Source organism: Caballeronia sp. 11_S32, assembly GCF_056930355.1.
The window spans coordinates 1,676,261-1,701,308 of sequence record NZ_JBXOWH010000003.1; the positions used below are offsets into that span (position 1 = coordinate 1,676,261).

Sequence of the window (25,048 nt, forward strand, 5' to 3'; positions counted from 1 at the left end):
AGATGTGATAATCGTCGTTGCCGATCGTGCAACAATTCACTACATATATAGTTCTTGAAGTCGGGAAAACGCCATGGACACGCTCCAAAACATGCGCGTATTCGTGCGGGTCGTCGAAGCGGGCAGCTTCACCGCGGCCGCGCAGCATCTCAATACGACGACGGCTTACGCCTCGCGAGCCGTCTCGGATCTCGAAGCGCATCTGCGCACACGGTTGCTGAATCGCACGACGCGGCGTATCGCGCTCACCGAGGCGGGCGAGCGCTATCTGCAGCGCTGCGAACAGATCCTCGCCTATGTCGATCAGGCGGAAGCCGAGGCGAGCGACGCCCACGCGCGTCCGTCCGGCAAGCTGAAGGTGCATTCGATGACGAGTTTCGGCCAGCACTACATCGTGCCGATGATCTCGCGCTATCAGCAGCGCCATCCGTCGGTGCAGGTCGATCTGACGCTCGCGCAGCGCGTGCCGGACCTGCTCGACGAAGGCTACGACGTGTCCGTCGTGCTCGCCTCCGATCTGCCCGATTCCGGGCTCGTCTCCGCGCGGCTGGGCTCGGTGTACAGCATCGCGTGCGCGTCGCCGGCGTATATCGAGAAGCACGGCGCGCCGCACGTGCTGTCCGATCTCGTGCGCCACACCTGCCTGCATTTGATGACGCCGGTGTTTCCGCCGGACCGCTGGGTCTTCGACGGCCCGAACGGTCAGGAGACGGTGAGCCTCGGCGCGTCGACGTTCACGGTGAATGTCGCCGAGGCGATGGTCGCGGCGATCCGCGAGAGCATGGGCATCGGCGTGCTGCCCACATCGTCCGCGCTGCCGGGGCTGCGCGCGGGCACGCTCGTGCGCGTGCTGCCGCAATACACGATGCAGGAACTGAACGTCTACGCGCTCTATCCGTCGCGCCAGTATCTCGACGCGAAGATCCGCACGTGGGTGGAGTTTCTGCGCGAGGCGCTGCCCGACACGCTCGCCGCGGACGCCGAATCGCTGAAGGAATTCGTCGTCACCTGAGAACGCGCGTGAAGGCGCGTTCCGTTACGAAAAAAGTCGCGGCGCAACACTTGCTTACTCATGAATCGTCCGCAGCTTGCTATTTTCAGCACTGTTCAATCGCATTTTTTACGGGGATAAGTCACATGAGTACGCCACTCCTGCTCGCACTCGCCGCGCTTATGGTGCTGATCGCCGTTCCGGCGTCGCGCGATCTCTTCAACGCCATGCGCGCGCAGTCGGAACGCGACCCGAAGCGGCGTCTGGTGCCGGTGCGCATCGACGACGATCGCGACGCGCGCGCACGCCGCACGCGCGATCCGTACGACCGCTGAGCGTTCTTCAGACGGCGTTCAAAGCAGCGTTTCCAGTGGCTCGATGAGCCGCGGCTCGTCGTTGGTCGCGCGATTCACATCGGTCGATACGCGATGCCACACGAAGTGCGACGCCGGCACGCCGTCCGCCCCGACGAGCGCGCCGAGATCGTCGAGCGATTGCACCCGGATCGAGCCAGCGAAGCGCTGCGGCGGGCGAAAACACGAGCGGGCGGCGGTCGTGCACGTCGACCAGACCCTCGTCGGCGGCGGCCGTCACAATGACGAAGCCCGCGCCGGGCGCAGCGGCGTCTTCGTCGCGCAGGATGCTGGTAAGCGCGGCGAGATACATCGGCTCGCCGTCGGCGCGCTGAATGAAGTAGGGCTGCTTGAAGGGCTTTGCGGCCGGATCGCCCGGACGCGGCTCGACGCGCCATTCGAACCAGCCATCGGCCGGCACGAGAATGCGCGCTTTCTTCCACAGATGCTTGAAATACGCGCTCGTCGCCGCCGTCTCGACGCGCGCGTTGATGCATTGCGGCAGCTTCTTCTGAATGGCCCACGGCGGACAATAGCCCCAGTGCACCGCGCGGATGGTTTCGTCGGGATAAACGGCGAGCGGATGCGTGCCGGGTGAGAGGTTATAGCCGGGGCGTCTGTCGGCGGCATCCACGAGCACGAACGGATTTCTCAGATGCAGGCGTTGCGCATAATGCATCGGCAGTCGGTACTGGCTGATTCGGCCGCACATGGCATTCCTCCGCTAGGTCCAACACGGTTCCGTGCTTCTTTTTCGTCGATGCTCAGATTTCGACGACCTTGTCCCACGCGAAATCGGGATTTTCCCACCGTTGCTCGCGTCGGCTGAAGTAGCCGCGGGGATTGCACACGACGCGCGTGCCGTTCACCACGTAATCGAACGACGTATGCGTATGCCCGTGTATCCACAGCGACGCGGGCGCGCGAGCGAGCGTCGGCAAATGATTGACGAAGCCCGCCGAAACGAGATCCTGCGCATAACGCGGCGCGAGGCTTTCGCGCATCGGCGCGTGATGCGTGACGACGATCGTCTGGCCCGCGAACGGCTTCGCAAGTTCGGCTTCGAGCCACGCGCGTGCCTGCTCGTGCAGCGCGAGCGAATCCTCGGGCGCGAACTCGCGAGGCTCGCCGTCCGGCTCGGGCCACGCAAGCTGAATGAGGCCCTTGTAGTCGAGCATGACTTTCGTGCACGCTTCCTTGGCGCGCTCGATATCGGCTTCGCCCGAGCCGAACAGCGCGAAGTCCGTCCAGAGCGTCGTGCCGAGCACGCGCCACGCGCCCCGGCGATCGACCAGCGAGGCGTTGTTCAGATAGTGCACGTTGTCGACGCTGCGCGCGGCATCCAGCATTGCCGCCTCCATCGCGCCGAACTCGGCGTCGTAGTACTCGTGATTGCCGGGCACGTAGATGACGGGCACGTCGGGATCGAAATTCTCCGCCGCCCAGCGCAGGCCTTCGGCGTGGTTGTGAATGTCGCCCGCCAGCACGACGAGATCGGCCTCGGCATAGGGAATCGCCAGCGGCTCGTCGCATTCGAGATGCAGGTCCGACAGCACGCGAATCTTCATGCGGCGTTCTCCTTGGCAGGGAACGCGTTCGAGCGGACGACCTTGCCGGGGTTCATCAGGTTGTCCGGATCGAGCGCGGCCTTGATCGCCTGCATGAGGCGCACCTCCACCGGCGACTTATAGTGCATTGCTTCATCCACCTTCAACTGGCCGAGCCCGTGTTCGGCGCTGATGCTGCCGCGATGCCGGGCCACCTGGTCGTACACGAGCGCATTGATCGGCGTCTGATATTCGTTGAGAAAGCGCTTCTGATCGACGCCCTCGGGCGCCTGGACGTTGTAGTGCAGATTGCCGTCGCCGAGATGGCCGAAGGTCACCATGCGCGCGCCGGGCACGGCCTTCGCGATGATCGCATCGGTTTCGTCGATGAAGCGGCCGATGCTCGAAATGGGCACGGCGATGTCATGTTTGATGTTCAGGCCTTCCTCCGCCTGCGCGAGCGGAATATGCTCGCGCAAGTCCCAGAACGCCTGCGATTGCGCGAGATTCTCCGCGACGACCGCATCTTCGACGATGCCTTTTTCCAGCGCTTCTTCCATCAACCGTTCGAAGAGGGCGCGGGCGTGCTCGTCGCTTTCGCTGTCGGAGAGTTCGAGCAGCACGGTCTGCGCGTGCGGCTCGCCGAACGGATAGCGCAGTTGCGGGAAGTGCCGCCCGACGAGGCGCATCGAGAAATCCGACATCAGTTCGAAGCCAGTCAGGAGCGCGCCCGCGTGATGCTGCGCCATCGAAAGGAAATCGAGCGCAGCGTGCGGCGATGCAAGGCCGGCGAGCGCCGTGACCTTCGCGACCGGCGCGGGATGCAGCTTCATGACGGCTGCCGTGATGATGCCGAGCGTGCCTTCCGCGCCGATGAAGAGGTCGCGCAGATCGTAGCCGGTGTTGTCCTTGCGCAAGCCTCGCAGGCCGTCCCAGAGTTCGCCCTGCGGCGTCACGACTTCGAGGCCGAGACACAGTTCGCGCGTGTTGCCATAACGCAGCACGCCGGTTCCGCCGGCGTTCGTCGACAGATTGCCGCCGATCGTGCAGCTGCCTTCCGCCGCGAGACTCAGCGGAAAGAGGCGCTGTTCGCTTTCGGCGCGCGCCTGAATTTCGGCGAGCACGACGCCCGCTTCCACGGTGATCGTATTGTTGTGCGGGTCGATGCCGCGAATGCGATTGAGCCGCTTCAGGCTGATGACCGCCTGTGCGCCGCTCGCGTCGGGTGTCGCGCCGCCGGCGAGACCGGTGTTGCCGCCCTGCGGCACGATCGCGATGCGATGCTCGCGCGCGAGCCGCACGACGCCGGCGACCTGCGCGGCATCGGCGGGCAGAAGCACGGCGCACGCCTTGCCGCGATAGCGCTTGCGCCAGTCGACGAGATAGGGCTCGGTATCGTGGGCGTCGGTCAGGACATGCGCCGCGCCGAGCAGTTCGGTGCAGGCGGTGATAAAGGCTTGAGATGCGGTCATGGGCAGAAAAGCAGGGATTCCGGTAGAGCGTAGTCCACAGTATCGCGCAGGGCCGCCGCGCGCGAAGCCTCGTCCGAATGGCATAGGCACGTGCGACATGCGCCGCTTCGCATCATTCCGTGCTACAAAGCATCACGTCCCGTTGCTACGGACGTCGAAAAAGCGAACGAACTAGCTTTTTTTCGCACGTGCGTTCATGCGGGCCGTCCGCTTGAACGGCGCGACGTAACCCAGCGCGCAGACGAAGAAGGCGAGCGCGAGCAGCGCTTCGAGCCAGGCGAGCGATGCGGAAAGCCCCGCATCCGTCATGCCCCGCACGACGCCTTCGGCGAGATAGAGCAGCACGAGCATCGAGGCCCATTGCAGCGTGTAGAGATTCCTGCGCGCGACACCGGGCAGCGCGCACGCGAGCGGCAGCGCCTTCAGCGCGAGCGCCCATGCGCCGGGGCGCAGCGGCGCGAGCCACAGTTCCCACAGGAGCGCGAGCGCGATCAGCGCGACGAGGCTCGCGAGCGCGCCCGGCGCGAATACGGCGTTCGGCCGCGAGCCGGAAGCGGCGGGCGCGTTCATTGGCCGGGTCATGCGGCGCGGGCGCCGCGCACGAGATTGAGCGCGGTGCGCGCGAGCCGTGCGCCGAGCGCGATGGCGAGCGCTTTCTCGTCGGCGGAAATGCCGTGGCGCTGGTTGTCGTCGCCGCCCGCGCGCGCATGATGCGACGCGCCGTAGGGCGTGCCGCCGCTTTGCGTCGTGGTGAGCCGCGATTCGGTGTACGGGATGCCGACGATCATCATGCCGTGATGCAGGAGCGGCAGCATCATTGAGAGCAGGGTGCTCTCCTGGCCGCCGTGCAGGCTGCCGGTCGACGTGAAGACGCTTGCCGGCTTGCCCGCGAGCGCGCCGGAAAGCCACTGCGGCGTGGTGCCGTCGAGGAAGTATTTGAGCGGCGCGGCCATGTTGCCGAAGCGCGTGGGCGAGCCGAGCGCGAGTCCGGCGCATTCTTCGAGATCGCGCAGTTCGGCGTAGGGCGGGCCGTCGGCGGGAATGTCGGGCTGGGACGCTTCGCAGACGGTCGAGACGGGCGGCACGGTGCGCACGCGCGCCTGCATGCCGGGCACGCTGTCGACGCCCTGGGCGATCGCGAGCGCAAGCTCGCGGGTCGCGCCATGGCGGCTGTAATAGAGCACGAGGATGTCGTTCATAAGGCTTTTTTAGTGAACGGCTATTATAGGTATTGGGCGATTTTCGTGGCGAAGCACGGCTTCGCGCGCCGGAGGTCGCCACGACGGGAGAATGCGTTTGCAGCACCTTTCCATCGATTTCGCAGCGGTCAAGCGGCTCGCCAGCTTCGTCGCGCGGCGCATCGGCGAAGACCGCGTCGCGCAAGTGGCGGGCAGCCTCACATTCACGAGCGTGCTGTCGCTCGTGCCGCTCGCCACGGTTGCGTTCGCGCTCTTCACCGCGTTCCCGATCTTCAGTTCGTTCCAGGCGTCGCTGCAGGATTTCCTCGCGGTGCACCTGATGCCGCCGCAGATCAACGACCAGATATTCAAGTATCTGAACCAGTTCGCGTCGAAGGCGAAGGGGCTCACGACCGTCGGCATGATCATCCTCTTCGTGACCTCGGTCATGACCATGATGACCGTCGAGTCCGCGTTCAACGTGATCTGGCGCGTGAAGAAGGCGCGCCCGATCGCGCAGCGCGTGCTCGTTTACTGGTCGATCATCACGCTCGGGCCGATTCTCTTCGGCTGCAGCCTGTCCATCTCCTCCTATGTGTTCGCGCATTCGGTCGCATACGCGGGCTCGCACAATCTGATGCCGCCGATCGTCGAATGGGCGTTGACGGGCGTGTCGCTGCCGCTCACGGGGCTCGCCTTCACGATGATTTACGTGTACATGCCGAACTGCAAGGTCGAATGGCGCGATGCGATCGTCGGCGGGTTGATCGCGGCGATCGCGTTCGAGTTGGGCAAGCGCGGCTTCGGCTCCTACGTGCGCAGCATTCCGACCTATACCGCCGTGTACGGCGCGTTCGCCGCGCTGCCGGTGTTCCTGCTGTGGGTCTATCTATGCTGGATGATCGCGCTCGTCGGCGCGATGGTCACGTCCGCGCTGCCCGCGATTCGCACGGGGCAGTATCATCGGCGCGATTTTCCGGGCAGCGATCTGCTCGATGCGCTCGAAATCCTCGCGCGGCTCGTCGAGGCGCGCGACGAGGGCAAGCCCGGCTACACGGCGCTGCAGTTGTCGAGCATGGCGCGCTGCGATCTGGATACCTCCACGCGCCTGATCGCGCGGCTCGATGCGCTCGGCTGGATCGGCCGGCTGGAAGATTCGCGCATGCCGCGCTATGTGCTGATCGCCAATCCGAATCAGATCACGGTGACAATGCTCTTCGAGCAATTCGTCATCGACCGCGCCGAGTTGGAGTATCAGTTGAAACTGGATGCGGCGCAGGTGGATTGCGGCGCGCTCATGAATGCGCTAGCGAACGAGAAGCTGGAGATCACGCTCGGCTCGCTGATCGCTGCGCGGGCATCGGCGCTGACGAACGCGCGCCTGCGCGAGCATCCGCGCTCCTCGATGCCGGAGCAGCCGGCGTGAGCGTCCGGCTTGCGCGTATCAAAGCGAAATCTTGCCGACGCAGATGTCCTTGAACATTACCCAGTCGCCCATCAGGCTGTAGACGGGATGACGGAACGTCGCCGGGCGGTTCTTCTCGAAGAAGAAATGGCCGATCCATGCGAAGCCGTAGCCGCACACGACGGCTGCCGGCAGCCAGAGCCAGTCGCCGGTGGCGATGGCCATCGCGACGCAGCCGATCACGCCGAGCGAGCCGATGAAATGCAGTCTGCGCGAGACCGGATTGCGATGCTCGTCGAGGTAATAGGGATAGAACTCGGCGAAGTTCGCGAAATGCTCTCCGTGTGCGGTGTGCGCCATGACGGCCTCCGTGACGATGCCTTGCTGGTCTCGCGCGGGCGGTGCGCGCCCGTCTGACGATCAGACCAGCAAGATTCATTCTGCGACTGCCATGCGCGCCGTGCAAGCGGGCGTGGCGCGGTTTCGCGGCCCGCCGCACAGGCGGTTCAGACCGCGCTGGCCTTCTATTGCGTTTTGGCGCAGCCGAGCGCGAACGCGAAAAGCGTGTCCAGCGTCGCATCGGGCTGCTCGGACATGAGCGCGTGCCCGGCATCGAGTTCGACCGTGCGCACCTGCGCTCCAGCCGTCGTCAATGCGCCGATCAGCGGGCGGGCGGCGCGCGGCGGCGTCATCACGTCGCGCTTGCCGCTCACGATGCAGACCGGGCAGCGCACGGCGGCCGCGCGCTCGAGCGCATCGGCGTAGGTGTTGCAGGCGCTGAAATCGGTATGGAAGAGCTGCGCCTCGCCGCGCAGGCTCACACGCTCCATGAGCCGCTGATTCACACCTAGCAGCCAGAAGCCCGGCGCGGGACTCGAAGGCTTCGCGGCGATCGTCGAATGTGACCACTGATTGACCATGGCGATCGCCTCGGGCTCGTGCTCGCGGGCGGCATCGAGCAGCGTATCGGAGACGGTCATCGGCGCGGCGGTCGCGAGGAGCGCGAGACCCATCGCTCGGGCGGGATAGCGGCCAGCCGCCTCGAGCGCGATCAGCGAGCCCATGCTGTGGCCGACGAGAATCGCCTGCCGCACGTTCGCCGCATCCAGCACGGCGATCACCCAGTCGGCGAGCGCGCCGATGGTGGAGAGCGCGGGCCCGTCGCTGCGCCCGTGCCCCGGCAGGTCGAGCGCCAGCACACCGAAGCCGTGGTGCGCGAAATAGCGCGTTTGCAAGGCCCACACGCTGTGATCGTGCTCCGCGCCGTGGATGAACACGATGGCGGGCCGCGCGGCGTCGAAAGACTTGCCGCCGGTATAGGCGTAGGCGGCGCGGCCGTTCAGATCGAGCATCATGCGCGGCTCCCGAGCGGCGCGGCCGCGCCTGCGTCCTGACCGCTTTCGGCGGCTTTCTGGGCGGCCTTCAGCCCGCGCTTGAGATCGTCGATGAGATCGTCCGGGTCTTCCAGTCCGATCGACAGGCGGATGCACCCCGGCCCGATGCCCGCGGCTTCGAGCGCGGCGGCATCCATGCGGAAGTGCGTCGTCGAGGCAGGATGGATCACGAGCGAGCGCGCATCGCCGACATTCGCGAGATGCGAGAACAGCGTCAGCGTTTCGATAAACTTACGCGCCGCCGGCACGCCACCTTTGAGATCGAAGCTGAACACCGCGCCCGCGCCGCGCGGCAGCAGGCGTTCGGCGAGCGCGTGATCGCGATGCGTCGGCAGTTCGGGATAGGCCACGCCGTCGACCGCGGGCGAGCCCAGCAGGAAGTCGATCACCTTGCGGGTGTTGGCAACGTGCCGATCCATGCGCAGCGGCAAGGTCTCGATGCCTTGAAGCAATTGCCACGCGGCTTGCGGGTGCAGGCATGCGCCGAAATCGCGCAAGCCTTCGCGCCGGGCGCGCAACAGGAACGGCGCGACGGTGCTCTCTTCGGCGAAGACCATGCCGTGAAAGCCGTCGTACGGCTCGGTGAACTCCGGAAAGCGTCCGCTCGCGGCGAAGTCGAACATGCCGCCGTCGACGAGCACGCCGCCGATCGTCGTGCCGTGCCCGCCGAGAAACTTGGTCGCGGAGTGATAGACGAGGTCCGCGCCGTGCTCGAAGGGGCGCAGCAGATAGGGCGTCGTGAATGTGGAATCGACGAGCAAGGGCACGGCATGCTCATGCGCGATCTCCGCGACGCCCGCGATATCGAGCACGTCGAGCCCCGGATTGCCGAGCGTCTCGCCGAAGAAAAGCCGCGTGTTCGGCCGCGCCGCCGCGCGCCACGCATCGAGATCGTGCGGCGGGACGAAGGTCGTCTCGATGCCGAAGCGCCGCAGCGTGTAATGCAGCAGGTTGTGCGAGCCGCCGTAGAGCGCGCTCGATGCGACGATATGCGAGCCCGCGCCCATCAGCGTGGCGATAGCGAGATGCAGCGCCGCCTGGCCGCTCGCCGTGCCGATCGCGCCGACGCCGCCTTCGAGCGCGGCGACTCGCTCCTCGAACACCGCGACGGTCGGGTTCGAGATGCGCGAATACACGTGCCCCGAGCGTTCCATGTTGAAGAGCGCGGCGGCGTGATCGGAATCGCGGAAGGTGAACGAGGTGGTCTGATAAATCGGCGTCGCGCGGGCGCCGGTGGCGGGGTCGGGTGCGGCGCCCGCGTGCAGCGCGAGCGTGTCGAAACGGTTGGCTGGCATCATAGGCGGCCGGCGCGGTTAGGCGGGCGGCATGCGGCGGAAATGAGGGTCAATCATCGTAACATCGGGCGCGCGCCGCAAAACCTAGGGCGAACGCGTGGCCGCCGATCGCGCAAAGCCTTGTCCGTTCGGCCGATGCGCGTGCCAGAGCCATCGCGCGATGTCTATAGAAGAATTAGACACTTAGCCATTCGGCACTGCAATTGGCGCGCAACGTGTCTTCTACTTTCGCTTTTGGCTCGCACTACCACATCGCAAGATGCAAGCGACGCCCTGAGAAGGGCCATCGGTTTCGGTAGTCTGAAAGATCCAGCTTGTGAACAGGGTCGGTGAGTGGGTGCTTCGTGAGATGACTCCGCGTCGTAGTTGTGAATCGCCGGTGTATAGGACTTATCTAGTAGTTGGTTATCCGAAGTATCGGTATAAAACTATCTTCCAAGGCGATTCGAGGACCCCGCTTCATGTCGATGCTGGCAGTCAACCACCTGACGCCGGTGGTCGGAATCGACGTCCACATGGTGATCGTGCCGCCGGCGCCCAGCCCCATTCCGCTGCCGCATCCGCACGTGGGCGTGGTGCTCGATCTGCGCGAATACGTCAATGCGGCGATGGCGGTCATCGGCAGCATCGTGTTCAGCTTCGTCGAGGAACAGGCCGAGGCCTTCGTGCAGGCCCACGAGCAGCAGATCGAGCAGCTCATGCGCAGCGATCTCGTGCAATCGGGCATGGGCGCGGTGAACGCCGTCATGAGCAACGACGCCGTGCAGGCCGGCATGGGCGCGATGAACAAGCTCAACGCGCTGCAGAACAAGCTCAACGACGCGCTGGGCGGCAACGTCGGCCAGGGCGGGGGCGGCGCGCCGATCTTCATCAACGGGATGTTGCGCGCGACCGCCGGCACCCACACGTTTCACGTGCCGGGTCTGCATTTCCCACTGGGCGCGAGCTTCGCGGCATCCGATGCGAAGGGCCCGTCGCAGGATTCCGAATCCTTCATGGGCAGCCGCACGGTGCTGGCCAATGGCGATCCGATGTCGTTTCTCGCGCTGCCCGCGCTCAGTTGCTGGTGCGCGGGCATGCTGCCGATGTCGCACAACAGCGCGCACACCGACCGCAAGTACATGTCGCTGCCCACCTCGGTGATGCTGCCGATCCCGGCCGAGCGTCCGGTGCTCGTGGGCGGGCCGCCCGTGATGAACATGATGGCGGTGGCCGCTGCGCTCTTCAAGGCGTTTCGCGGCTCGAAGCTCGCGAAGAAGCTGTTCGCGAAGTTTCCGTCGGGCTTCATCAAGTGCGTGATCTTCGACGCGGAGCCGGTCAACTCGATCACCGGCGAAGTCGTGGTGCAGCAGAACGACTTCACGGTCGAGGGCCGATTGCCGCTGGTGTGGGACCGCTATTACGCCAGCCACGACGATTTCGCGGGCGCGCTCGGTCACGGCTGGCGCAGTCCGGCCGACATTCGTCTCGAGCTGGTGCGAGAAGGCGCGCAGTTTGGCGCGGCGGTGTATTTCGCGGATCACGCCACGGCGTTCGACGAACTGCCTGCGCAGTCGGGCTGGACGGAGCGTGTCTACGATCGCCAGCATGGGCATGCCCTCTTTATTGAGGATGACGAAATTCGTATCCGCACCCGCGCCGGAATCGAGTACGCGTTCGCCTTGCCTCGGCAGTGGCGCGAACGCGTGCCGAGCGTCGCGGAGGGCCGCACCTTCGGCCTGCCGCTCGCGCGCCTGTCGGATCTGAACGGCAACGCGTGGCACATCGAGCGGCGTGTCGAGCCGCGCGACGGCAGCCTGTCGATCCGCTTCATCGAGCATGGCGGCGAGCAGCCGACGGGTCGCGAAGTGCTCGCCGGCCCCGGCAGCGTGAGGGGCTGCATCGGCGCGGTGGTCTTGCGCGATGCGCAGGGCGGCACGCACCCACTGGCGACGTATCGTCAGGACGAGCAGGGCAACCTGGGCGCGGTGCGCGACGCGCACGACGTGCCCTACAGCTTCGAGTACGCAGGCCCGCACCAGATGGTGCGTCACACGGACCGCAACGGCCTGTCGTTCTACTACAACCACACGCGCCATGTGGACGGCATCTGGCGCGTCGATCACGCGTGGGGCGATGGCGGCCTGTACGACTATCGCTTCGAGTATGACCTGGCGCATCTGGAGACGCGCTTCACCGACTCGCTCGGGCATGTGACGGTGCTGCAGTACAACGACCAGCAGTGGCCGGTGGCGCGCATCGACGGATTGGGCGGCGTGCGCAGCTACCAGTACGACAGCCAGGGGCGAACCATCGCGGAAGTCGATCCCGGCGGCCACACCACGCAGTGGGAATACGACGCGTACGGCAATCTGCTGACGCATCGGCTGGCGGACCGCACGGTGGTGCGCACGGAGTACGACGCGGATCATCGTCCGGTGTCGATCACCGATCCCGAAGGCGGCGAGTGGCAGCAGTCATGGGATGCGCAGGGAAACCTGATCGCGCAGACGACGCCCTCGGGTATCGCAACGGCCTTCGCCTACGATGCGCGCGGCCAGCTCCGGCAGGTCACCGATGCCGCGCGGCGCACCACGACGCTCGACTACGACGGCTGCGGCCACCTGTCGAGCCTGAGCGATGCGTTGGGCCGCATCACGCGCTTCACGCACGATGCGCGTGGCAATCTGCTGCGCCGCGAATCGCCCGGCGAGGAGTCCACGCGTTATGTGTGGGACGCGAAGGACCGCCTGGTGGCGTGCGAACTTCCGGGCGGGCGGCAGGTGCGCTGCGAGTACGACCGTGAGGACAATCTGATCCGCTACACGGATGAAGCGGGGCAGATCACGCGCTTTGGCTACTACGGGCAAGGGCAGTTGCAGACGCGCACGGACCCGGACGGCAGCCTCACGCGGTATCACTACGATACGGAAGAGCAGCTCATCGGCGTGAGCAATCCGCTGGGCCAGACCTGGCAGCTCAGGCGCGACGCGGCGGGGCGGCTGATCGAGGAGATCGACTACTACGGGCAGTCGCGGCGCTATGCATATGATGCGTCGGGCCACCTGAGCCGCACGGTCGATCCGCTGGGCACGGTGCTGGCGATCGCGTGCGATCCGCTCGGGCGCATCACGCGTCGAAGCGCGGACAGCGGCGCGGTGGAGGAATATGCGTACAACCGTCGCGGGCAGTTGATCGAAGCGCGCAATGCGCATGGCGTGGTGGCACGCGCGTATGACGTCGATGGCCGGATCACCTGCGAGACGCAGCAGCAAGACGGGACGCTTGGCACGGTGGAATACGTGTACGACGCGGCCGGGGAACTGGTCACGCAGCGGCGTGAATTGCGTTCATCGGCGAGCGAGGCGGCGTATCGTCAAACGCTGACGTACGGTTACGACGCGTTGGGGCAGGTACAAACGCTGAAGATCGGCGCGCACGAGCCGATTCGCTTCACGCATGACATGGCGGGTCGGCTGAGCGGGCTGCGGCTGAGCGCGCAACTCGATCAGCTGTACGAGTACGACGGCGCGGGACGGCTTGCACGGCAGACGGCAAGGGCGGCGGGGCAGCGCGATGCGCAGGTGGCGTACGAGTACGACCCGAGCGGCAATCTGGTGACGCGCAGCGATAGCCGGCTCGGGGTGGATCGGTATCGCTACGATCCCTTGGGGCGGATTGTCGCGCATACGGATCCGGCCGAGCGCGTGCGTCACTTCGTGTACGACGCGCAGGGCGATCGTTTCCGCACGGTGCGCGAGGATCGGGACGGGCGCGAACTGCGTCAGGCCGATGGCGCGCATTGGTGGATGGATGCGGCGGGGCAACTGACCGAGCGTCACGATCGCGAGCTGGGCGTGCAGCGTTTCGAGTGGGATGAGTTTGGACGCTTGGCGCGGTTCGAGAACACGTCCAACGAGCGCTGGACGTATCGCTACGATGCGCTGGGGCGACGGATCGGCAAGCAGGCGGCGGAGGGGCGCATCGCGGGGAGGACGCATCGCGAGCAGGGTTCGCGCACGCACTTCCTGTGGGACGGCGATGTGATGGTGGGCGAGGTGCGCGAGGCGCCGGCCTGTGCTGGACAGGCTCGGTTCTATGCGTATCATGAAGGCGGCTTCGAGCCGCTGGCGATGCAGGGGTTGGAGCGGCAGGCGGATGGCGCGGGTAGTGGGCAGGTGGTTGAGACGGGGTTATTCTTTTACGAGAATGAACCCAATGGTGCGCCGAGCAGGCTACGAAACGAAGCAGGCGAGGTCGTCTGGGAGGCGCATTATGGTGTGACCGGTGGGGTGGATTGGGTTGAGGCGCGAGGCGTCGAGCAGCCGATTCGGCTGCAGGGCCAGTACTTCGATCAAGAATCGAACCTGCATTATAACCGGTTCCGTTACCACGATCCGCAGACGGGCATATTCATCAGCCAAGACCCGATCGGACTTATCGGCGGAGAAAATCCATATGAATTGAGCCCTAACGTATTTGGATGGATTGATCCGCTAGGACTTTGGAAAGGTCAGCCCCGTGGTAAGGGTGGCCGCTTTGGTCATGGTAAGGACCCTAATTCCAAGAAAAATCAAAAAGGATGCGGCAAAAGCAATCACGGAAATTCGCGGAACAGTAGCGTTGATGCCACGCTTTATGGCAAATATGATAAGGATGGAAACTTTCTGAAATGGGGCATTTCGCAAGATACCAAGACGCGATATACAAGCACAGAATTGAACGGCGGCTACGTTATTGAGTACAGGAAGGGGCCGAGGGATAAAATACTTGATTTGGAGCGAGCGTTGACTGAACGCTTTCCAGGACAAGATAATCGCGAAAGCTGGGCCGGGAAAATTGGACCGGACTCTACTATTGGATCATGGCTATCTAAGCCGTTGTAGCGTTGCGATCCATGTTATTCGGACGAAGACTGGAAGGAGGACTGGTGATTGAGATAAGCGGCCAATATGGTGACCCGCAGTGCGCACCACTTTTTTTCCCTCTTCAAAGGGAACTAAATGATTTATTTAAAAAATATTGCATTGGTGATTATTTCGATTCTCTGGAAAAGCTTTCTATAGTATTCAGAGTTTCTGGGGAGATAACAGACTTTGAAGGGGATGGGCCGGAAAAATTTAAATTTATCAGGAAGAAGTCTGAGTTTACTATAGATCTCACTTTCCCTAGATTTAAGTGGATGGATAAAAGCGAGATGGAGCTGAGGTTGTTGATTAAAGGTGGGTTGGTCGGCTGTTTTAATATTTTTATTAACAAGTCTATCGAATTTAAAGAGATAAAAAATAAAAATGGTTTGTTGCAGGATATTGGCTTCGTTCTGAAGGATTTCGTGCCGTTAGATTAGCTTGAATATCTGCCCCTAAAAAATAACAGTACAACCGCTATCGGTACTACGATCCGCAAACGGGCATCTTTATTAGCCAGGATCCGATTGGGCTCGCCGGTGGTCTCAATTCGTATCAATTTGCGCCTAATAGGTTTGGGTGGGCAGATCCTCTAGGACTCACAGAAGCTTGGATATCCAAAGATTTATATTCAAAGCTATCCGAGGTTGAGCGAGCCGTATTTGAGGATGCTTTGAAGAGGGGCATGGTCACTCGTGCCGAAGGAGTTGCTGGTATAAAAAGACTGAAAAACAAGATTTTCCAAAAGAAATCCTACGATTTTGAATTGAAAATCACAGGGCAGAATGGTAACAAGAGATTATATGGAAATCTTGAGGAAGCAGAGCTGAAGTCAAAGAAGGGATGCGGGAAAAAAAGAAAATAAGTATGAGTGTATTTCGTGCATTTGATAAAAATCATCAGTGATTTTATTGTGAAAAATGACGAATTAGATATTGTGAAAAATTGACGTCATAGTGACGATATTTTTTTGACTTATTGAAAAAAGGATGTTTGCTCGAAAAGCTTAATGTGTTCTTTCTGGATTATGCTTTTGCGACACCGGATCGAGACGGATTTATTGTGACGGTTAGTACGGGCGAAGAAGAGAATGTATTTGTTTCAGAGAAGAATGAATTTTCGTTGTACGCAATAAGATCAATATCCGTTGTTGAGAATGGGGATATTTATTTTCATGTTGTTTTGAATTTAAAGGATGAGCGAAAAGAAGTATTTTTTTGACACTGTATTTAAATAGCAATCTTTCTTTGTATGGCAGTGATTTGAGAAGATAAAGCATTTTTAATGCTACCGATTCCGTTACCACGATCCGCAGACCGGCATCTTCGTTGGCCAAGATCCGATCGGGCCTGTTGGAGGATTCAATCCATACGAGTTTGCACCTAATGTATTTGGATGGATTGATTGATCCGTGGGGACCTGCAAAGGCTTGGATATCCAAGCATACATATTCGAAGCTTTCCAGAGGAGAGTGGGAAGCATTTGAAGCCGCGCTGAGTAAGGGGATGATTGCTCGCGCTGAAGGGGCGACTGGTATAAAGCAGGTGAAAGGCAAGAAGTGCCGAGGTTGCGAATATGAATTCGAACTAAAGGTCCTTGGTGCGCGTGGGGATAAGAGGTTGTACGGAAGTGCGGAATATGTCGAGCTAAAACCTAAGAAGGGATGCGGGAAAAGAAGAAAGTAAGCATGATGGTATTTCGGGATTCGATAGGCAGGCATGAGATAAAACTATGTCAACATAGTGCTTGAAGTTCGCAATGTTAATAGTAAATCGTTCTTTTTGATCACGTGCCTAAACGACCACCTCGCCCTATGCGACATAATCGCAACGAAGTGAAGGCTAGAGAACGAAAAACAGATGAATTGCATAGGGCCGCGAAGAGCAGTCCTTTGTCTTTTTCGAGTGTTGGACACCCTCACGGCCCACGCTTCGTGGCCCGCCATGCTTCGTGCAACGGCCCGTCCGCCCCCGCCTGCCTTTCTTTTTGCAGGCCTTTCCGATAGCATCGAACCATGGTTTCATCATCGTTTGAGCATTTGAACAGGCATTTCGCGAGGAGACAGTCATGCGAGTCAGCGACATTCTGAAGGTGAAGGGCAATACGCTGTTCACCGTGACACCCGATACGCCGCTCTCCGACGCGATCGACACGATGGCGGCGCACGACATCGGCTCGCTCGTCGTGATGGAGTATGGCGATCTCGTCGGCATGCTGACCTTCCGCGAGATCATCCTGACCTTGCACAACAACAGCGGCTCGGTCGGCACCACGACGATCCGCAAGATCATGGACGACCATCCGCTCACCTGCACGCCGGAAACGGATGTCAACGAAGTGCGCCGCATGATGCTCGAGCATCACGTGCGCTATCTGCCGGTCATGGACAAGCGTCAGTTGATGGGCGTCATCTCTTTCTATGACGTGGCGAAGGCCGTCGTGGAAGAGCAGGGCTTCGAGAATCGTATGCTGAAGGCGTATATCCGCGACTGGCCGGAGCAGCAGGAAGAGGCTCGCTGAGATTCGCTATCATGCCGCGAGGCTTCGTGCTTCGCGGCGAGACGGTCGGACCAATGCCTTGCGCAGAACTCATCATCCGCAGCGCGCCCCAATGGCGCGCTTTTTTTCGTCTGGCCCAAAGGCTCGATGCTGAGTTCCGGCCCGGTTTTCGTTCCATTCGGATTCGATCGCGGTACAGGCGCGATCAACGCCGAACTTCATTATTCCGTAAGACATGAGTGACAAACCGTTGCGCGCCGCGTCGCGCACTTCCCAACGTTCGCACGCCGAGGGCGAAAGCCAGTTTCGCCTGTTGCGCGAGCGCCGCTTCGCGCCGTTCTTCTGGACGCAGTTCCTCGGCGCGATGAACGACAACGTTTTCAAGGTCGGCTTCACGTCGCTCGTGACGTTTCAGGCCGCGCGTTTTTCCGGGGTCGATCCGAAGACCGCCGCGTTTCTCATTTCCGCGATTTTCATCGTGCCGTTCGTGCTCTTCTCGGCGACGTCCGGCCAGATCGCCGACAAGTACGACAAGGCCGTGCTCGCGCGCCTCGTGAAGAGCTTCGAGATCGTCGTGATGCTGATCGGCGGGGCGGGCTTTCTGCTGCACAGCGCGCCTTTGCTCTATGCCTGCACGTTCCTGATGGGCGTGCATTCAACCGTCTTCGGGCCGGTGAAGTATGCGTATCTGCCGCAGCATCTCGACTCGCATGAACTCGTCGGGGGCAATGGGCTCGTCGAGATGGGCACCTTCGTCGCGATCCTGATCGGCACGATCATCGGCGGGGCAGCGGCGGGGGCGTCGGAGCATGGCGCGATGCTGCTCGCGGTGGCGTGCATCGCGTTCGCGATCATCGGGCGTGTCGCGTCGGCGTTCGTGCCGAAGTCGGAGGCGTCGCAGCCGGATCTGCGCATCAACTGGAATCCGTTCTCGGAGACGTGGCGCAACCTGAAACTCGCGAAGGCCGACCGCACCGTTTTCCTGAGCCTGCTCGGCATTTCGTGGCTGTGGTTCGTCGGCGCGACCTTTCTCACGTCGTTCTTCAATTTCGCGAAGGACGTGCTGTGGGCCGATCCCGACGTCGTGACCATTCTCCTCGCGACGTTTTCCATCGGCATCGGCACCGGATCGCTGCTGTGCGAACGGCTTTCGAAGCGCCGCGTCGAGATCGGGCTCGTGCCGCTGGGTTCGATCGGCATCAGCGTGTTCGCGATCGATCTGTTCTTCGCGAGCCATCGCATCGCGCCCGCCGGACACCTGCTCAACGTCGGCGAATTTCTGCTCGCGCTGCCGCACTGGCGCATTCTCGCGGACCTGTTCCTGCTCGCGATGTTCGGCGGCTTCTACAGCGTGCCGCTCTATGCGCTGATCCAGGCGCGCAGTCAGCCGACGCATCGCGCGCGCATCATCGCGGCGAACAATATCCTCAACTCGTTCTTCATGATCCTCTCGGCGCTGATGGCGCTCGCGCTCACATCGTTCGGCGTCGGCATTCCGGGCCTGTTTCTCGCGACCGCGCTGCTCAATGTCGTGGTCGCCGTGTACATCTATTCGCTCGTGCCGGAGTTCCTGCTGCGCTTCATCGCGTGGATTCTGGTGCACACGTTCTATCGCATCCGTCTCGTCGATGCCGGGCGCATTCCGTCGCAGGGCGCGGCCGTGCTCGTGTGCAATCACGTGAGTTTCGTCGATGCGCTCGTCATCATGGCCGAGAGTCCGCGGCCGATCCGCTTCGTGATGGATCACCGAATCTTTCGCACGCCGTTCGTCGGATGGCTGTTCAGGCACGTGAAGGCGATTCCGATCGCGCCCGCGCACGAGGACGCCGACATGCTCGAACGCGCGTATGCGGCGGCGGGGCGCGCGCTGGAAGAGGGCGATCTCGTCTGCATCTTTCCGGAAGGCAAGCTCACGCGCACGGGCGACATCAATCCGTTCCGGCACGGCATTTCCGAGATCCTGCGACGCCATCCGGCGCCCGTCGTGCCGATGGCGCTGCGCGGCCTCTGGGGCAGCGTGTTCTCGCGTCACGAAGACGCACAATGGCCGCGTCCGATCCATAAAGGCGCGATGACGCGTCTGACGCTCGCGGTCGGCGAGCCTATCGCGCCCGAAGACGCAACGCCGCAGCATCTTCAGGAAGTCGTGACCGCGCTGCGGGGCGCAAGGCGCTGAGCGCGATGGCGCTGGCATAATATCGGTTTCCCCGACACTTTTTTTCAGGTCGACGCTCATGTCCGGCAATACCCTTGGCACGCTTTTCACCGTCACGAATTTCGGCGAGTCGCATGGTCCGGCGATCGGCTGCGTGATCGACGGCTGCCCGCCGGGCATGGCGCTCACGGAAGCCGATATCCAGGTCGAACTCGATCGCCGCCGCCCCGGCACCTCGCGTCATGTCACGCAGCGGCAGGAACCGGATCAGGTCGAGATTCTCTCCGGCGTCTTCGAAGGCATGACCACCGGCACGCCCATCGCGCTGTTGATCCGCAACACCGATCAGCGCAGCAAGGACTACGGCAACATCGCGCAGACGTTCCGCCCGGGTCATGCGGATTACACGTACTGGCAGAAATACGGCGTGCGCGATTATCGCGGCGGCGGGCGTTCCTCGGCGCGTTTGACCGCGCCGACGGTCGCCGCTGGCGCAGTCGCGAAGAAGTGGCTGCGCGAGAAGTTCGGCCTGGAGACGCGCGGCTGCATGAGCGCGCTGGGCGAGATCGAGATTCCGTTCGCCGACTGGCAGCATGTGCGCGAAAACCCGTTCTTCTCGCCGAACGCCGAGATCGTGCCGCAGCTCGAGGAATACATGGACAATCTGCGTCGCGACGGCGATTCGGTCGGCGCGCGCATCCAGGTGACCGCGACGGGCGTGCCGGTCGGTCTCGGCGAGCCGCTTTATGACCGGCTCGACGCCGACATCGCCCACGCGATGATGGGCCTGAACGCGGTGAAGGCGGTCGAGATCGGCGCGGGTTTCGCGAGCGTCGCGCAACGCGGCTCGCAGCACGGCGACGAGATGACGCCCGAAGGCTTCGCGACGAATAACGCGGGCGGCATTCTCGGCGGCATTTCGAGCGGGCAGGACATCACGGTGACGATCGCGATCAAGCCGACGTCGAGCATCCGCACGCCGCGTCAGTCGATCGACAAGGAAGGCGCGAGCGCGACCGTGGAAACCTTCGGCCGTCACGATCCGTGCGTGGGCATCCGCGCGACGCCGATCGCCGAGGCGCTGCTCGCGCTGGTGCTGATGGATCACGCGCTGCGCCATCGCGCGCAATGCGGCGATGTGGTCGTCGGCACGCCGAAGATCGCGGCGCAAGCGCCCGCCAAATAAGTCGCAGCATAAAAAACGGGCGCCGGTCTCAACGACCGGCGCCCGTTTTCATTTGGCGACGCGGAAAATCACATGTTCGGATAATTCGGCCCGCCGCCGCCTTCCGGCGTGACCCACACGATATTCTGCGTCGGGTCCTTGATGTCGCAGGTCTTGCAGTGCACGCAGTTCTGCGCGTTGATCTGCAGGCGCTCGCTGCCTTCGTCGGACTTGACGAACTCGTACACGCCCGCGGGGCAGTAGCGGCCTTCCGGTCCGGCATAGGTGCGCAGGTTCACGTTGACCGGCACGCTCGCATCCTTCAGCGTCAGATGCGCGGGCTGGTTCTCTTCGTGGTTCGTGTTGGAGATGAACACCGACGAGAGACGATCGAACGTGAGCTTGCCGTCCGGCTTCGGATAGACAATGGGCTTGCACTGCGACGCCGGCTTCAGCATCTCGTGATCCCAGTGCTGATGATGCAGCGTCCACGGCACGTTGCCGCCCATCACCTTTTGCTCCAGGCCGACCATGAACGTGCCGAGGTACAGGCCCTTGCTCATCCACTGCTTGAAGTTGCGCGCGCGGTGCAGTTCGGTCTTGAGCCAGGACGTATCGAACAGTTCGGGGTAGGCGGTGAGCTCATCGTTCTGACGGCCCGCCTGCACGGCTTCGAATGCGGCCTCGGCGGCCATCTTGCCGGACTTGATCGCCGCGTGGCTGCCCTTGATGCGCGATGCGTTCAGGAAGCCCGCGTCATCGCCCGCGAGCGCGCCGCCGGGGAACGTGAGTTTCGGCAGCGACATCAGACCGCCGGCCGTGATCGCGCGCGCGCCGTAGGAGATGCGCTTGCCGCCTTCGAGGAACGCGCGAATCGACGGATGCGTCTTGTAGCGCTGGAATTCCTCGAACGGCGAGAGATACGGATTCGAATATCCGAGCCCGACGACGAAGCCCACGACCACCTGGTTGTTGTCCATGTGGTAGAGGAACGAGCCGCCATAGGTATCGGGTTCGAGCGGCCAGCCGGCGGTGTGGATCACGAGGCCGGGCTTGTGCTTGACCGGATCGATCTCCCACAGCTCCTTGATGCCGATGCCGTACACCTGCGGATCGGAATTCTGGTTGAGCCTGAACTTCTCCATCAGCTGACGGCCCAGATGCCCGCGCGCGCCTTCGCAGAAGAGCGTGTACTTCGCGTGCAGTTCCATGCCGAGCTGGAAGTTCTCGGTCGGCTCGCCATCCTTGCCGACGCCCATATTGCCCGTCACGACGCCGCGCACCGCGCCGTCATCGGCGTACAGCACTTCGGCGGCCGGAAAGCCCGGGAAAATCTCGACGCCGAGTGCCTCGGCCTGCTGCCCCAGCCAGCGCGTGACGTTCGCGAGACTGATGACGTAGTTGCCGTGGTTCTTGAAGTTGTCGGGAAGCAGCCAGTTCGGCACCTGCTTCGCGTCGTTCTGCGACAGGAACAGGAAGCGGTCTTCGGTCACTTCGACATCGAGCGGCGCGCCTTTTTCCTTCCAGTCGGGGATGAGTTCGGACAGGCCGCGCGGGTCCATCACCGCGCCGGAGAGGATGTGCGCGCCGATCTCGGAGCCTTTCTCCAGGACGCACACGCCGATCTCGACGCCTTTTTCCTCCGCCAGTTGCTTCAAACGGATGGCCGCCGACAAACCGGCTGGTCCGCCGCCGACGATGACGACGTCGTATTCCATCGATTCGCGGGGACCGTATTGCTCGATGAGGCTCGCCGGGGTCATCAATGCTCCTATGTGCCGTTAGAATGCCCTTTCGGGATCGCGTATTGTCAGGGAAGGTCAGGCGCGCTGCAACCAAAGCTCGCCATTTTAGCACGATCGTACTATTATCGCGGCACCCGTGCTATCGGTGTCAACGCTGACAGCCCGCATCGGCGCAAGCGCGCGCCAGCCAGGGCTTATCCAACCATAGAACAAGGAAGCACAATGGGCCGTTCGATCAACCTGGAAGGCAAGGTCGCGCTGATCACCGGCGCGTCCAGTGGTTTGGGCAAGCGTTTCGCGCAGGTGCTGTCGCAGGCGGGCGCCAAAGTGGTGCTCGCCAGCCGCCGAACGGAGCGTCTTAAGGAGCTGCGCGCCGAAATCGAGGCGTCGGGCGGCGCGGCGCATGTCGTGTCGCTCGATGTGACCGACTACCAGAGCGTGAAGGCAGCGGTCGCGCACGCCGAGACGGAAGCGGGTACCATCGACATCCTTGTCAATAACTCGGGCGTGTCGACCACGCAGAAGCTGACGGACGTGACGCCCGCCGACTTCGAATTCGTCTTCGGCACGAACGTGCGCGGGTCGTTTTTCGTCGCGCAGGAAGTGGCCAAGCGCATGATCATGCGCGGCAACGGGGCGGCGAAGCCTGCTTACCGGATCATCAACGTGGCGTCGGTGGCCGGCTTGCGAGTGTTTCCGCAGATCGGCCTCTATGCGATGAGCAAGGCCGCCGTCGTGCAGATGACCAAGGCGATGGCGCTCGAATGGGGCCGCCACGGCATCAATGTGAACGCGATCTGCCCGGGCTATATCGACACCGAGATCAATCACCACCACTGGAAGACCGAGCAGGGGCAAAAGCTCATTGCGATGCTGCCGCGCCGCCGCGTGGGCTCGCCGGGCGATCTCGACGGCCTGCTCCTGCTGCTCGCCGCCGACGAATCGCAGTTCATGAACGGTTCGGTGATCTCGGCGGACGACGGTTTCTCGCTCTGAGGGACCGGTTTCTTCACACTGAACACTGAATACAGGTAAAGCAGTCAATGAGCACCGACCACGACTTTCACACCGTCATCGACTTGTCCATGCCGATCCGCTGGGGCGACATGGACGCCTTCGGCCACGTCAACAACACCGTCTATTTCCGTTACATGGAGCAGGTGCGGATCTCGTGGTTCGAGCAGGTTGGCATCGCGGGCGGCAACGGCGAGGGGCAGGGCCCGGTGATCGTGAACGCGTCGATGGAGTTCCTGAGGCAGCTTCATTATCCCGGCGATGTGATCGGCCGGATGTCCGTCGGCAAGCCGGGGCGCAGCAGCTTCGATACGCGCTTCGAGCTGTATCGCGCCGATGCACCCGGCGTGCTCTACGCGCGCGGCGCGGCGAAGATCGTGTGGATCGATTATGCGGCGGGCAAGTCCGTGCAGATTCCCGATCTGTTGCGCCAGACCTTCGAAACCGGTTCGCCCATCGCGCTTTAATCGCGTCTTTCAGGTGCCGAGCAGCCGCTGCAGCAGTTCGGTGGCATTGCCCGTGTCGTATTTCCTCATGAGCCGCGCGCGGTAGATATCGACCGTGCGCGGGCTGATATCGAGCACGCGTCCGATCTGCTTGCTCGTCTTCCCCGTCACCAGCTGCGCGGCGATTTCCCGCTCGCGCGGCGTCAGTTCGATCGCGACGCGCCGCGTCGAGCTCAGGTCCTCGAAGGTCCAGACGCCTGCCGCGTGCGGCGCGCCCTGATCGAGCGCGCGCCCGTTCACGTGACACCAGAACAGCTCGCCGTTTCTGCGCCTCATGATCCGGTCGTCGCTGTACGTGCCTCCCTTGCTGATATGCGCGGCGATGCGCTCGCCTATGCGCGCGAACTCGTCGGACGATGGATACAGCACCTCGAACGACTTGCCGATGAGCGCCTCGCGCGCGAAGCCGAAGATCGCGCAGACCTGCTCGTTGCAGTCTTCGATGGTCCGCTCGCGCGAAAGCACGAGCCCGACGGGCGCGAGATGAAACGCGGTTTGATAATCCAGTGCACGCATGTGATATCGGGCGCGCGGCGCGTGAGTTTCGCGGCGAAATGCCGCCGGGAACCAAACGCGCGCGGGCAATGACTTATGTATTTTTGCGTATTGTGCCGGATCGACCGGCCAGCGTACTCTTGTGCGACGCCAAAAGGCCGCCCGACGCGCTGATGAGCGCACCGCGGCGGCACTAATAAGCCGATTTTCAGTTGGTTTCAAACATGGAAGGGACACTCAGATGAACAAGGTCTATCCCAGCGCGAAGGCGGCGCTCGAGGGCATCGTCAAGGACGGGCAGACATTCGCCGTCGGCGGTTTCGGGCTGTGCGGCATTCCCGAGGCGCTCATCGCCGCGCTGCGCGACTCGGGCGTCAAAGACATCACCTGCATCAGCAACAACGCGGGCGTCGATGGCTTCGGCCTCGGTTTGCTGCTCGAGACGCGCCAGATCAAGAAGATGATTTCGTCGTACGTCGGCGAGAACAAGGAGTTCGAGCGGCAATATCTCGCCGGCGAACTGGAGCTCGAATTCACGCCGCAAGGCACGCTCGCCGAGAAGCTGCGCGCGGGCGGCGCGGGCATTCCGGCGTTCTTCACGAACACCGGTTTCGGCACCGTGATCGCCGAAGGCAAGGAAACGCGCCAGTTCGGCGAGAACCACTACGTGCTCGAGCATTCGCTGACGGCGGATGTCGGTCTCGTGAAGGCGTGGAAGGCCGACAAATCCGGCAACCTGATCTATCGCCGCACCGCGCGCAACTTCAACCCGATGTGCGCGATGGCCGGCAAGATCACCGTCGTGGAAGTGGAAGAGATCGTCGAGACGGGCGAACTCGATCCGGACGCGATCCATACCCCCGGCATTTTCGTGCAGCGCATCGTGCTGAATGCGCATCCGGAAAAGCGCATCGAACAACGTATCGTCCGCGCGAAAGGAGAGTAATC

Annotated in this window: 25 protein-coding genes and 1 pseudogene; 16 read left to right on the forward strand and 10 right to left on the reverse strand. The window is 62.6% G+C overall.

The features are described 5' to 3' along the window. Positions 1–73: 73 nt before the first annotated feature. Both AC1Z32_RS19380 and AC1Z32_RS19385 read left to right on the forward strand, forming a co-directional pair. The gene (locus AC1Z32_RS19380) at positions 74–1,012 is read left to right on the forward strand and encodes a LysR family transcriptional regulator (protein WP_483480124.1); all 939 of its coding nucleotides are present in this window, start codon (positions 74–76) and stop codon (positions 1,010–1,012) included. Between the two features lie 125 nt (positions 1,013–1,137). After that, positions 1,138–1,326 carry a hypothetical protein gene (locus tag AC1Z32_RS19385; RefSeq protein WP_483480125.1) on the forward strand — a complete coding sequence of 63 codons (189 nt, stop codon included), beginning with the start codon at positions 1,138–1,140 and terminating at the stop codon, positions 1,324–1,326. A 7-nt stretch (positions 1,327–1,333) separates the two neighbouring features. On the opposite strand, the gene AC1Z32_RS19390 is transcribed toward AC1Z32_RS19385, so the two are convergent. From AC1Z32_RS19390 to wrbA, 5 genes are all read right to left on the reverse strand, one after another. Next, the gene (locus tag AC1Z32_RS19390) at positions 1,334–2,056 is read right to left on the reverse strand and encodes an SOS response-associated peptidase (protein ID WP_483480126.1); all 723 of its coding nucleotides are present in this window, start codon (positions 2,054–2,056) and stop codon (positions 1,334–1,336) included. 52 nt (positions 2,057–2,108) lie between these two features. Next, the gene (locus tag AC1Z32_RS19395; RefSeq protein WP_483480127.1) at positions 2,109–2,912 is read right to left on the reverse strand and encodes a metallophosphoesterase; all 804 of its coding nucleotides are present in this window, start codon (positions 2,910–2,912) and stop codon (positions 2,109–2,111) included. After that, positions 2,909–4,363, reverse strand: coding sequence for an FAD-binding oxidoreductase (locus AC1Z32_RS19400; RefSeq protein WP_483480128.1), 1,455 nt, complete (start codon positions 4,361–4,363; stop codon positions 2,909–2,911). The genes AC1Z32_RS19395 and AC1Z32_RS19400 overlap by 4 nt, the downstream gene beginning before the upstream one ends. Before the next feature lie 171 nt (positions 4,364–4,534). Then, positions 4,535–4,933: a DUF2069 domain-containing protein gene (locus tag AC1Z32_RS19405; RefSeq protein WP_483481687.1), complete on the reverse strand. Its 399-nt coding sequence runs from the start codon at positions 4,931–4,933 to the stop codon at positions 4,535–4,537. Positions 4,934–4,941: 8 nt separating this feature from the next. Continuing rightward, a complete protein-coding gene (gene wrbA, locus AC1Z32_RS19410) occupies positions 4,942–5,562 on the reverse strand; it encodes an NAD(P)H:quinone oxidoreductase (protein ID WP_483480129.1) in 621 nt (206 codons plus the stop codon). Between the two features lie 91 nt (positions 5,563–5,653). Here wrbA and AC1Z32_RS19415 point away from each other — a divergent pair, with 91 nt between their 5' ends. Then, the gene (locus AC1Z32_RS19415) at positions 5,654–6,967 is read left to right on the forward strand and encodes a YihY family inner membrane protein (protein ID WP_483480130.1); all 1,314 of its coding nucleotides are present in this window, start codon (positions 5,654–5,656) and stop codon (positions 6,965–6,967) included. Positions 6,968–6,985: 18 nt separating this feature from the next. Here the strand turns inward: AC1Z32_RS19415 and AC1Z32_RS19420 are convergent, their stop codons facing one another. The 3 genes from AC1Z32_RS19420 to AC1Z32_RS19430 all read right to left on the reverse strand — a co-directional run bounded on the left by AC1Z32_RS19420 (position 6,986) and on the right by AC1Z32_RS19430 (position 9,635). Next, on the reverse strand, positions 6,986–7,306 hold the full coding sequence (locus AC1Z32_RS19420) for an Mpo1-like protein (RefSeq protein WP_483480131.1): 321 nt from the start codon (positions 7,304–7,306) through the stop codon (positions 6,986–6,988). 164 nt (positions 7,307–7,470) lie between these two features. Continuing rightward, positions 7,471–8,301 carry an alpha/beta fold hydrolase gene (locus tag AC1Z32_RS19425; protein ID WP_483480132.1) on the reverse strand — a complete coding sequence of 277 codons (831 nt, stop codon included), beginning with the start codon at positions 8,299–8,301 and terminating at the stop codon, positions 7,471–7,473. After that, complete coding sequence (locus tag AC1Z32_RS19430) at positions 8,298–9,635, reverse strand: O-acetylhomoserine aminocarboxypropyltransferase (protein WP_483481688.1); 1,338 nt, start codon at positions 9,633–9,635, stop codon at positions 8,298–8,300. Before AC1Z32_RS19430 ends, AC1Z32_RS19425 begins: the two co-directional genes overlap by 4 nt. Before the next feature lie 461 nt (positions 9,636–10,096). Between AC1Z32_RS19430 and AC1Z32_RS19435 the strand changes: the two genes are divergently transcribed. The 10 genes and pseudogenes from AC1Z32_RS19435 (at position 10,097) to aroC (ending at position 20,361) form a co-directional block, all read left to right on the forward strand. Beyond that, the gene (locus tag AC1Z32_RS19435) at positions 10,097–14,500 is read left to right on the forward strand and encodes a DUF6531 domain-containing protein (protein WP_483480133.1); all 4,404 of its coding nucleotides are present in this window, start codon (positions 10,097–10,099) and stop codon (positions 14,498–14,500) included. A 44-nt stretch (positions 14,501–14,544) separates the two neighbouring features. Continuing rightward, a complete protein-coding gene (locus AC1Z32_RS19440) occupies positions 14,545–14,961 on the forward strand; it encodes a hypothetical protein (protein WP_483480134.1) in 417 nt (138 codons plus the stop codon). A gap of 29 nt (positions 14,962–14,990) precedes the next feature. Continuing rightward, positions 14,991–15,122, forward strand: a pseudogene (locus AC1Z32_RS19445) (RHS repeat-associated core domain-containing protein); the annotation flags it as partial. Positions 15,123–15,206: 84 nt separating this feature from the next. After that, entirely contained in the window at positions 15,207–15,386 is a 180-nt protein-coding gene (locus AC1Z32_RS19450) for a hypothetical protein (protein WP_483480135.1), read from the forward strand. A 146-nt stretch (positions 15,387–15,532) separates the two neighbouring features. After that, complete coding sequence (locus AC1Z32_RS19455) at positions 15,533–15,742, forward strand: hypothetical protein (protein WP_483480136.1); 210 nt, start codon at positions 15,533–15,535, stop codon at positions 15,740–15,742. 121 nt (positions 15,743–15,863) lie between these two features. Beyond that, positions 15,864–15,929, forward strand: coding sequence for a hypothetical protein (locus tag AC1Z32_RS19460; protein ID WP_483481689.1), 66 nt, complete (start codon positions 15,864–15,866; stop codon positions 15,927–15,929). Then, the gene (locus AC1Z32_RS19465) at positions 15,907–16,206 is read left to right on the forward strand and encodes a hypothetical protein (protein ID WP_483480137.1); all 300 of its coding nucleotides are present in this window, start codon (positions 15,907–15,909) and stop codon (positions 16,204–16,206) included. Before AC1Z32_RS19460 ends, AC1Z32_RS19465 begins: the two co-directional genes overlap by 23 nt. A gap of 382 nt (positions 16,207–16,588) precedes the next feature. Then, positions 16,589–17,041 (forward strand): CBS domain-containing protein, encoded by a 453-nt coding sequence (locus tag AC1Z32_RS19470; RefSeq protein ID WP_062606703.1) that lies wholly within the window; start codon positions 16,589–16,591, stop codon positions 17,039–17,041. A 214-nt stretch (positions 17,042–17,255) separates the two neighbouring features. After that, positions 17,256–19,196: an MFS transporter gene (locus AC1Z32_RS19475; RefSeq protein WP_483480138.1), complete on the forward strand. Its 1,941-nt coding sequence runs from the start codon at positions 17,256–17,258 to the stop codon at positions 19,194–19,196. Positions 19,197–19,254: 58 nt separating this feature from the next. Next, positions 19,255–20,361, forward strand: a complete 1,107-nt coding sequence (gene aroC, locus AC1Z32_RS19480; RefSeq protein ID WP_483480139.1) for a chorismate synthase — start codon at positions 19,255–19,257, stop codon at positions 20,359–20,361. 68 nt (positions 20,362–20,429) lie between these two features. On the opposite strand, the gene AC1Z32_RS19485 is transcribed toward aroC, so the two are convergent. Further along, complete coding sequence (locus AC1Z32_RS19485; protein WP_483480140.1) at positions 20,430–22,103, reverse strand: electron transfer flavoprotein-ubiquinone oxidoreductase; 1,674 nt, start codon at positions 22,101–22,103, stop codon at positions 20,430–20,432. Positions 22,104–22,307: 204 nt separating this feature from the next. On the opposite strand from AC1Z32_RS19485, the gene AC1Z32_RS19490 reads away from it, so the two are divergent. Together AC1Z32_RS19490 and AC1Z32_RS19495 are read left to right on the forward strand one after the other, a co-directional pair. Further along, on the forward strand, positions 22,308–23,081 hold the full coding sequence (locus tag AC1Z32_RS19490) for an SDR family oxidoreductase (protein ID WP_483480141.1): 774 nt from the start codon (positions 22,308–22,310) through the stop codon (positions 23,079–23,081). A 47-nt stretch (positions 23,082–23,128) separates the two neighbouring features. Then, positions 23,129–23,566: an acyl-CoA thioesterase gene (locus AC1Z32_RS19495; RefSeq protein ID WP_483480142.1), complete on the forward strand. Its 438-nt coding sequence runs from the start codon at positions 23,129–23,131 to the stop codon at positions 23,564–23,566. Between the two features lie 9 nt (positions 23,567–23,575). Here the strand turns inward: AC1Z32_RS19495 and AC1Z32_RS19500 are convergent, their stop codons facing one another. After that, complete coding sequence (locus AC1Z32_RS19500; protein WP_483480143.1) at positions 23,576–24,121, reverse strand: helix-turn-helix transcriptional regulator; 546 nt, start codon at positions 24,119–24,121, stop codon at positions 23,576–23,578. A 220-nt stretch (positions 24,122–24,341) separates the two neighbouring features. Between AC1Z32_RS19500 and AC1Z32_RS19505 the strand changes: the two genes are divergently transcribed. Next, positions 24,342–25,046 (forward strand): CoA transferase subunit A, encoded by a 705-nt coding sequence (locus AC1Z32_RS19505; RefSeq protein ID WP_483480144.1) that lies wholly within the window; start codon positions 24,342–24,344, stop codon positions 25,044–25,046. Positions 25,047–25,048 lie beyond the last annotated feature (2 nt).